This is a genomic window from Streptomyces sp. NPDC050388 (genome assembly GCF_040655635.1).
Classification (GTDB): Bacteria; Actinomycetota; Actinomycetes; order Streptomycetales; family Streptomycetaceae; genus Streptomyces.
The window spans coordinates 72,848-78,847 of sequence record NZ_JBFAKH010000038.1 but is presented as its reverse complement, the minus strand read 5'-3'; the positions used below and the strand labels follow the sequence as shown (position 1 = coordinate 78,847).

5 protein-coding genes and 1 pseudogene are annotated in these 6,000 nt (G+C 72.2%); all 6 read right to left on the bottom strand.

Annotated elements, in window-relative coordinates:
* Positions 1-172: pseudogene (locus AB0I73_RS22460) on the bottom strand (ABC transporter permease); the annotation flags it as partial.
* A 107-nt stretch (positions 173-279) separates the two neighbouring features.
* On the bottom strand, positions 280-1,125 hold the full coding sequence (locus AB0I73_RS22455) for a glycosyltransferase (protein ID WP_363039980.1): 846 nt from the start codon (positions 1,123-1,125) through the stop codon (positions 280-282).
* Between the two features lie 44 nt (positions 1,126-1,169).
* On the bottom strand, positions 1,170-1,949 hold the full coding sequence (locus AB0I73_RS22450; RefSeq protein WP_363039972.1) for a CDP-alcohol phosphatidyltransferase family protein: 780 nt from the start codon (positions 1,947-1,949) through the stop codon (positions 1,170-1,172).
* The gene (locus AB0I73_RS22445) at positions 1,927-2,988 is read right to left on the bottom strand and encodes an iron-containing alcohol dehydrogenase family protein (RefSeq protein ID WP_363039970.1); all 1,062 of its coding nucleotides are present in this window, start codon (positions 2,986-2,988) and stop codon (positions 1,927-1,929) included. The genes AB0I73_RS22450 and AB0I73_RS22445 overlap by 23 nt, the downstream gene beginning before the upstream one ends.
* The gene (locus AB0I73_RS22440) at positions 2,976-3,728 is read right to left on the bottom strand and encodes a phosphocholine cytidylyltransferase family protein (RefSeq protein WP_363039968.1); all 753 of its coding nucleotides are present in this window, start codon (positions 3,726-3,728) and stop codon (positions 2,976-2,978) included. Before AB0I73_RS22440 ends, AB0I73_RS22445 begins: the two co-directional genes overlap by 13 nt.
* A complete protein-coding gene (locus AB0I73_RS22435) occupies positions 3,725-5,572 on the bottom strand; it encodes a DUF5941 domain-containing protein (protein WP_363039966.1) in 1,848 nt (615 codons plus the stop codon). Before AB0I73_RS22435 ends, AB0I73_RS22440 begins: the two co-directional genes overlap by 4 nt.
* Between the last annotated feature and the right edge of the window lie 428 nt (positions 5,573-6,000).

Below are 6,000 nucleotides of genomic sequence, written 5' to 3'. Positions count from 1 at the left end.
CCAGGATGAAGTGCCGGCGCGCCCACAGCCGGCGGACGTACTCGGGCAGCGAGGGCCGGGCGCCGCTGACCGTCAGCCCGTACCGGGCGGCGAGCTCGGCCGCCGTGAGGCCCTCGTCGGGCGGCACGGACGCGCCGACCGCGACCGTGCCGTCGTGCGTTGTCTCACTCACTGGTGGAAGCTTTCCCTCTTCGAGATGCGCGGCCCCCGCGGGCCTGGCACGTGCCGGGGCCCGGGGTGTGGACCCGTGGTTCCCGGCTGGTTCCGGATACGAGCTTGTCAGATGACGGGGGGCCGGCCCAGCCGGGTCAGCCGCCACACCGTACGCCACTTCATGGGCCGGCGGGTCCCGCAAGGGGTGGTCCAGCCCTCCCGGAAGCCGCCGAACCAGGCCTTCAGGGCCGGGCGCGAGGGCCTGCGCACCAGCGTGAGCAGCATCCAGACGCCCAGATACACGGGGACCAGGGGCACGGGAAGATTGCGACGGGCCAGCCAGACCCGGTTGCGGGCGACCATGCGGTGGTAGACCGCGTGCCGCGAGGGGGCGGTGGTCGGGTGGTACAGCACCATGTCGGACCGGTAGTCGATCATCCAGCCGGCGTCGAGGGCCCGCCAGGCCAGGTCGGTCTCCTCGTGGGCGTAGAAGAACGCGTCGGGCAGCCCGCCGACGTCGGCGAAGACCCGGGTGCGTACGGCGTTGGCACCGCCGAGGAAGGTCGTCACCCGGGAGGAGCGCATCGGGTCGGCGGCGCGCAGCCGGGGCACGTGGCGGCGCTGGGTGGCCCCGGTGTCCGGGTCGGCGATGCGGAAGCTGATGATGCCGAGCCCCGGGTCGGCCGTGAACGCCTCGCGGCACAGCTCGGCGGTGTCGTGGCTCGCCAGGAGGCCGTCGTCGTCGAGGAACAGCAGGATGTCGACGTCCCGGCCGTTCGGTCCGAAGGCCTCGATGCCGACGTTGCGGCCGCCGGGGATGCCGAGGTTCTCCGGCAGCTCGACGGTGCGCACGCCCTCGGGTACGTCGGGGACGGGCGAGCCGTTCCCCACCACGACCACCTGGACCGGGGCGCCCTCCTGCTCGGCGACGGAGTCGAGCAGGGCGCGCAGTTCGTCGGGGCGGTTGCCCATGGTGATGATCACCGCGCCGACCGTGAGGGAGGAGCCCACAGCGGTCACCTCAGCCTGCTGGAGGCGAGGATGGACACCAGGTGCAGAACGGTCTGCAGCAGGGCGATCCCGGCGAGGACGGCGGTACCGAGCCGGGTGAAGAACAGGTCGTCCCGGGCCGCGTCCACGATCGCGAGGACCAGGATCAGCAGGGACGCCTCGATACCGAGGATCAGCCGGTGGAACTTCAGGGCCCCGGCGGCCCGGCGGGCCAGTGCCATGCCGGAGGAGCGCGGCTCGGAGGCCGCCTCCTTGACCGGCGGCAGCCCGCCCTGGTGGCGGGCCACGCCGACCAGGTCGGTCTCGGCCTTGACCAGGATCGCGCCGAGGGCGGCCAGGGTGCCGAGGAAGGCCCAGAGCCAGTCGATGCGCCCGGTGCCCCACAGGTCGGCTGCCCGCAGGCCCAGTCCGACCAGGACGGCGGCGTCGCACAGGTAGGCGCCGACCCGGTCCAGGTAGACCCCGCTGAGCGAGAACTGCTGCTTCCAGCGGGCGACCTCGCCGTCGACGCAGTCCAGCAGCAGGTACATCTGGACCATGACCACGCCGAGGACGGCTCCCGTGATCCCCGGCACCAGCAGGGCCGGGGCCGCGAGGACGCCGAAGACGGTCATCAGGTACGTGAGCTGGTTGGGCGTGACCCTGGTGTTCACCAGGTAGCGGTCCACCCGCAGGGACACCTCACGCATGTAGAGGCGTCCCATCCAGTGCTCACCGCTGCGCCGGTCCTTCACCCCCGCGGGGTGTACGACCGGACGGAGTTCAGCTACCGATGGCCTTGACATAGTCGGCGTAGACGTCCTTGATCTGTTCGGTCTTCAGGTCGAGATGCTCGAGGATCGTGTAGCGGCCGGGCCGGGTCTCCGGGGCGAATTCGACGGCCCGGACGAACTCCTCCGTCGTGAAGCCGATCTCCTGGGGCAGCACCGGCAGCCCGTGCCGGCGCAGCACCTCGGCCATGTACACCGACTCCTCGTGCGCGCCACGCAGGTACATCGCGAAGGCCGCGCCCAGCCCGCACTGCTCTCCGTGGGCGGCGGCCCGCTTGGGGAAAAGCAGGTCGAAGGCGTGGTTGATCTCGTGGCAGGCCCCGGAGGACGGCCGCGAGTCACCGGACACCGACATGGCGATGCCGCTGAGGACCAGCGCCTCGGCGAGCACCTGGAGGAAGTCGTTGTCGCCGATGCCCCCGGGGTGGCGCAGCACGGACTCGCCGGCCTGCCGGGCCATGGCCGCGGCGAGTCCGTCGATCCGCTCGCCCTTGATCCGGCCCGCCAGTTCCCAGTCCGCGACGGCGGAGATGTTGGAGACGGCGTCGCCGATCCCGGCGCGTACGTAGCGCACCGGGGCGTCCCGGATGATGTCCAGGTCGATGACGACGGCGATCGGGTTGGGCACCCCGTAGGAGCCGCGTCCCGCGTCGTTGTCGAGGGTGGCGACGGGCGAGCAGAGACCGTCGTGCGCGAGGTTCGTCGGTACGGCGACCAGGGGGAGGCCGACGCGTGCCGCGGCGAACTTGGCGCAGTCGATGATCTTGCCGCCGCCGAGTCCGACGACCGCGTCGTAGTGGCCGGCCTTTATGGCACCGGCCAGCCGGACCGCGTCGTCGAGGGTGCCGCCGCCGACCTCGTACCAGGTGGCGCCGGGCAGCGACGGGGAGAGCCGCTCGCGCAGCCCGGTGCCGGAGCCGCCGCTGACGGCGACGGCGAGGCGTCCGGACTGCGAGATGCGCTCGTCGGCGAGGACACAGCCCAGGCTGTCGAGGGCGCCGGGGCGGATGTCGACGACGAGCGGGGAGGGGATCAGCCGGGTCAGTACTGGCACGTGATCTCCCGTCCGCGGGCGAGATCGTCGTGGTTGTCGATCTCCACCCAGTCGATGTCGCCGATCGGCGCCACGTCGATCCGGAAGCCGCGGTTCACGAGCTCCTGGTAGCCGTGCTCGTAGAACTGCTGCGGGTCGGTCTCCCACACGGTCCTCAGCGCGTCGACCAGCTCCGGGGCGGCGTCGCCCTCGATGAGGGTGACGCCGATGTACTCGCCGGTGGCCTCGGCGGGGTCCATCAGCTTGGTGATCCTCGTCATGCCCCGCCCGGGGTCGGCGACGACCTTCATCTCCTCGTCGGCGAGCTGCTTGACCGTGTCGAGGGCGAGGATGATCCGCTTTCCGTCGCCGCGGGCGGCGAGCAGCGTCTTCTCGACGGAGACGGGGTGCACGGTGTCGCCGTTGGCGAGGATCACTCCGTCCTTGAGGGCGTCACGGCCGCACCACAGGGAGTAGGCGTTGTTCCACTCCTCGGCCTTGTCGTTGTCGATGAGGGTGAGCTTGAGCCCGTACTTCCGCTCCAGGGCCGCCCTGCGCTCGTACACGGCCTCCTTGCGGTAGCCGACGATGACGGCTGCCTCGGTGAGGCCGATCTCGGCGAAGTTGCCGAGGGTCAGGTCGAGGACCGTCGGCTCGCCCTCTATGCCCGCGGGCCCCACCGGCACCAGCGCCTTGGGCAGGGTGTCGGTGTAGGGACGCAGACGCCGTCCGGCGCCGGCCGCCAGCACGAGGCCGATCATGCGGGTTCTCCTTCATCGTGTACGGCGGGCGCGCCGCCCCGGTGGGCGGCCACCCAGAAGCGGATGCTCTCGACGAGCACCAGCAGGGCCACGGCCACGGCGAGCACCGTGAGTGCGACCGTGAACTGCGAGGCGGTGAACAGGGCCGCCAGTACGGCGACCGCCAGTGTGCGGCCCTCGTGCCCCCCGATCGCCCGCACCAGCCAGGGCGGGGGCGCGCCCGCGTTGCCGCGGATGCGGTAGACCGTGTCGTAGTGATGGTAGGCGACCGCGGCAACCAGTCCGTAGGCCGCCGGTAGCGCTCCGTTCACGTCCGCGTTGGCCGCGAGGGCCAGGACCGTGCCGTACTCGGCGGCGCGGAAGAAGGGGGGGACCAGCCAGTCGAGGGCGCCGCCCAGCGGGCGGGCGACGGCCAGGGCGGAGGCCGGGACGTAGAGCAGGGCCGCGAGGACGGTCCACGGTCCGCCGAAGCCGGTCAGCGCGGCCGTGGTGACGACGGCGGCGCCGCCGAGCAGGGCGACGGCGGGGGCGGTGAAGCCGGGCAGGCTCCGTGCGGTGTTCCTCAGCACGGCCGCCAGGCGCTCGGCGAGCGGTCCGGTGTCGGCCAGGTCGGCGAGGGCCCGCGTCGCGCGCTCACCACGGCGGGCCCTGCGGTTCCGCGAGCGCAGGACACGGCCCGCCGTGGTGTACGTCGCCGCGAAGGCGCAGCCGATCAGCAGGGCGTAGAAGGTGATGCGGGGGGTCGTGAGGGCGGTGAGGACGGCGAGCATCGCCCAGCGCTCGCCGATCGGCAGGACGATCATGCGGCGGACCCAGACCGTCCAGCCGACGCTGTCGAGGCGGTTGGAGAGGGCGGCGGTGGGGCTGGTGTTGGCGGGGTCCCCCGTGTTCGCCTCGTTGAAGGAGAAGTCCACGACGTGTCGGCAGGTCTGCAGGACCATCGCGCCGAGGGCCAGGGCCCACACGTCGTCGCCGCCGCGGGCCGCGCCGAGGGCGAGGCCCGCGTAGTAGGCGTACTCCTTGGCGCGGTCGAAGGTGGCGTCGAGCCAGGCGCCGAGGGTGGAGTACTGCAGGGAGTAGCGGGCGAGCTGGCCGTCGGTGCAGTCCAGCACGAAGGAGGCCAGCAGCAGGACGCCCGCGGCGACGAAACCGCCGCGGGTTCCGGTGGCGGCGCAGCCCGCCGCTATGAGCGCGGTGAGCAGCGAGGCGGTGGTGACCTGGTTGGGGGTCAGCCCGCGGCGGGCGCACCAGCGGGCGAGGTAGCGGGAGTACGGGCTGACGCAGTAGGTGGTGAAGAAGCCGTCGCGGGCCTTGACCGCCGACTTCAGGCGGACGGCCTCGTCGTCGACCGCGGCGACGGCCTGCCTGGCCTCGTTGCGGGCCTGCGGGTCGTCGGGGACGGTGGCGACGAGGCTGCCCAGGTCGGGGCGGTACACGTCGATGCCGTCAGCGCCGTCGGCACGTTCGGCTTCGAGGGCGACGACGACGCGGTCGGCGAGACTACCGGTGAGGGTAGTGCCGCCGGCCGGGCTCTCGCCGGTGACGGAGCTCTCGCGGGCCATCGCGCGGGTCAGGGCCTGGCGGCCGGCCGGCTGGGCGGTGACGGCGCCGGGGATCGCGGCGAGCGGGAAGCGCGGGTCGGTGAGGCCGAGGCGCAGCGCGTGCTCATGGCCCACGAAGCGGGCGTCGACGACGGCGACCCGTCGGCCTGCGGGCACCTCGGCGAGCAGTGTCTCGGCCTCGGCGGCGTCGGCCGCTGTCCGCACGTCGAAGCCGAGGGAGCGCAGGTCCGTCTCGAGTGACGAACCGGGGACCGGCTGTCCGGTGAGGATGGCGGTCGACAACCGAATCTCACTCCCTGGAGTGTCGGCGCGTCCACGCCGGTCGTGTACATGAGTGGGGGCGCCCGTACGTGCCTCCGGGCGGCATGTCGGCTGAGGCTATCGGATGTCCCTGAACCCACGTTCACCGCGTGTTAGGCGGTTGGATCGACGTGGTTCCACTCGCATCCCTGCCGCGATCATCATCGGGGATGGCGGGGCCGACTCACAAACCACGCACCCAGAAGGGACATTGAGTCGAATACGGGGCATTGCCGGTCGGAAGCGGGCCGCCGGTCGCGGCACGGAGCGGCTTCGTCCGCTTCTCCGCCGGCGCCCGTGTGCGGCAATCCCGGTGTGGACCTCATCACGGAGGACGGCTGCGCCGCAAGGTTCGAAGAACGCCCGACCACTTCTGACCTGCGATCGTTTTCCGCAGGTCAGGGCACATG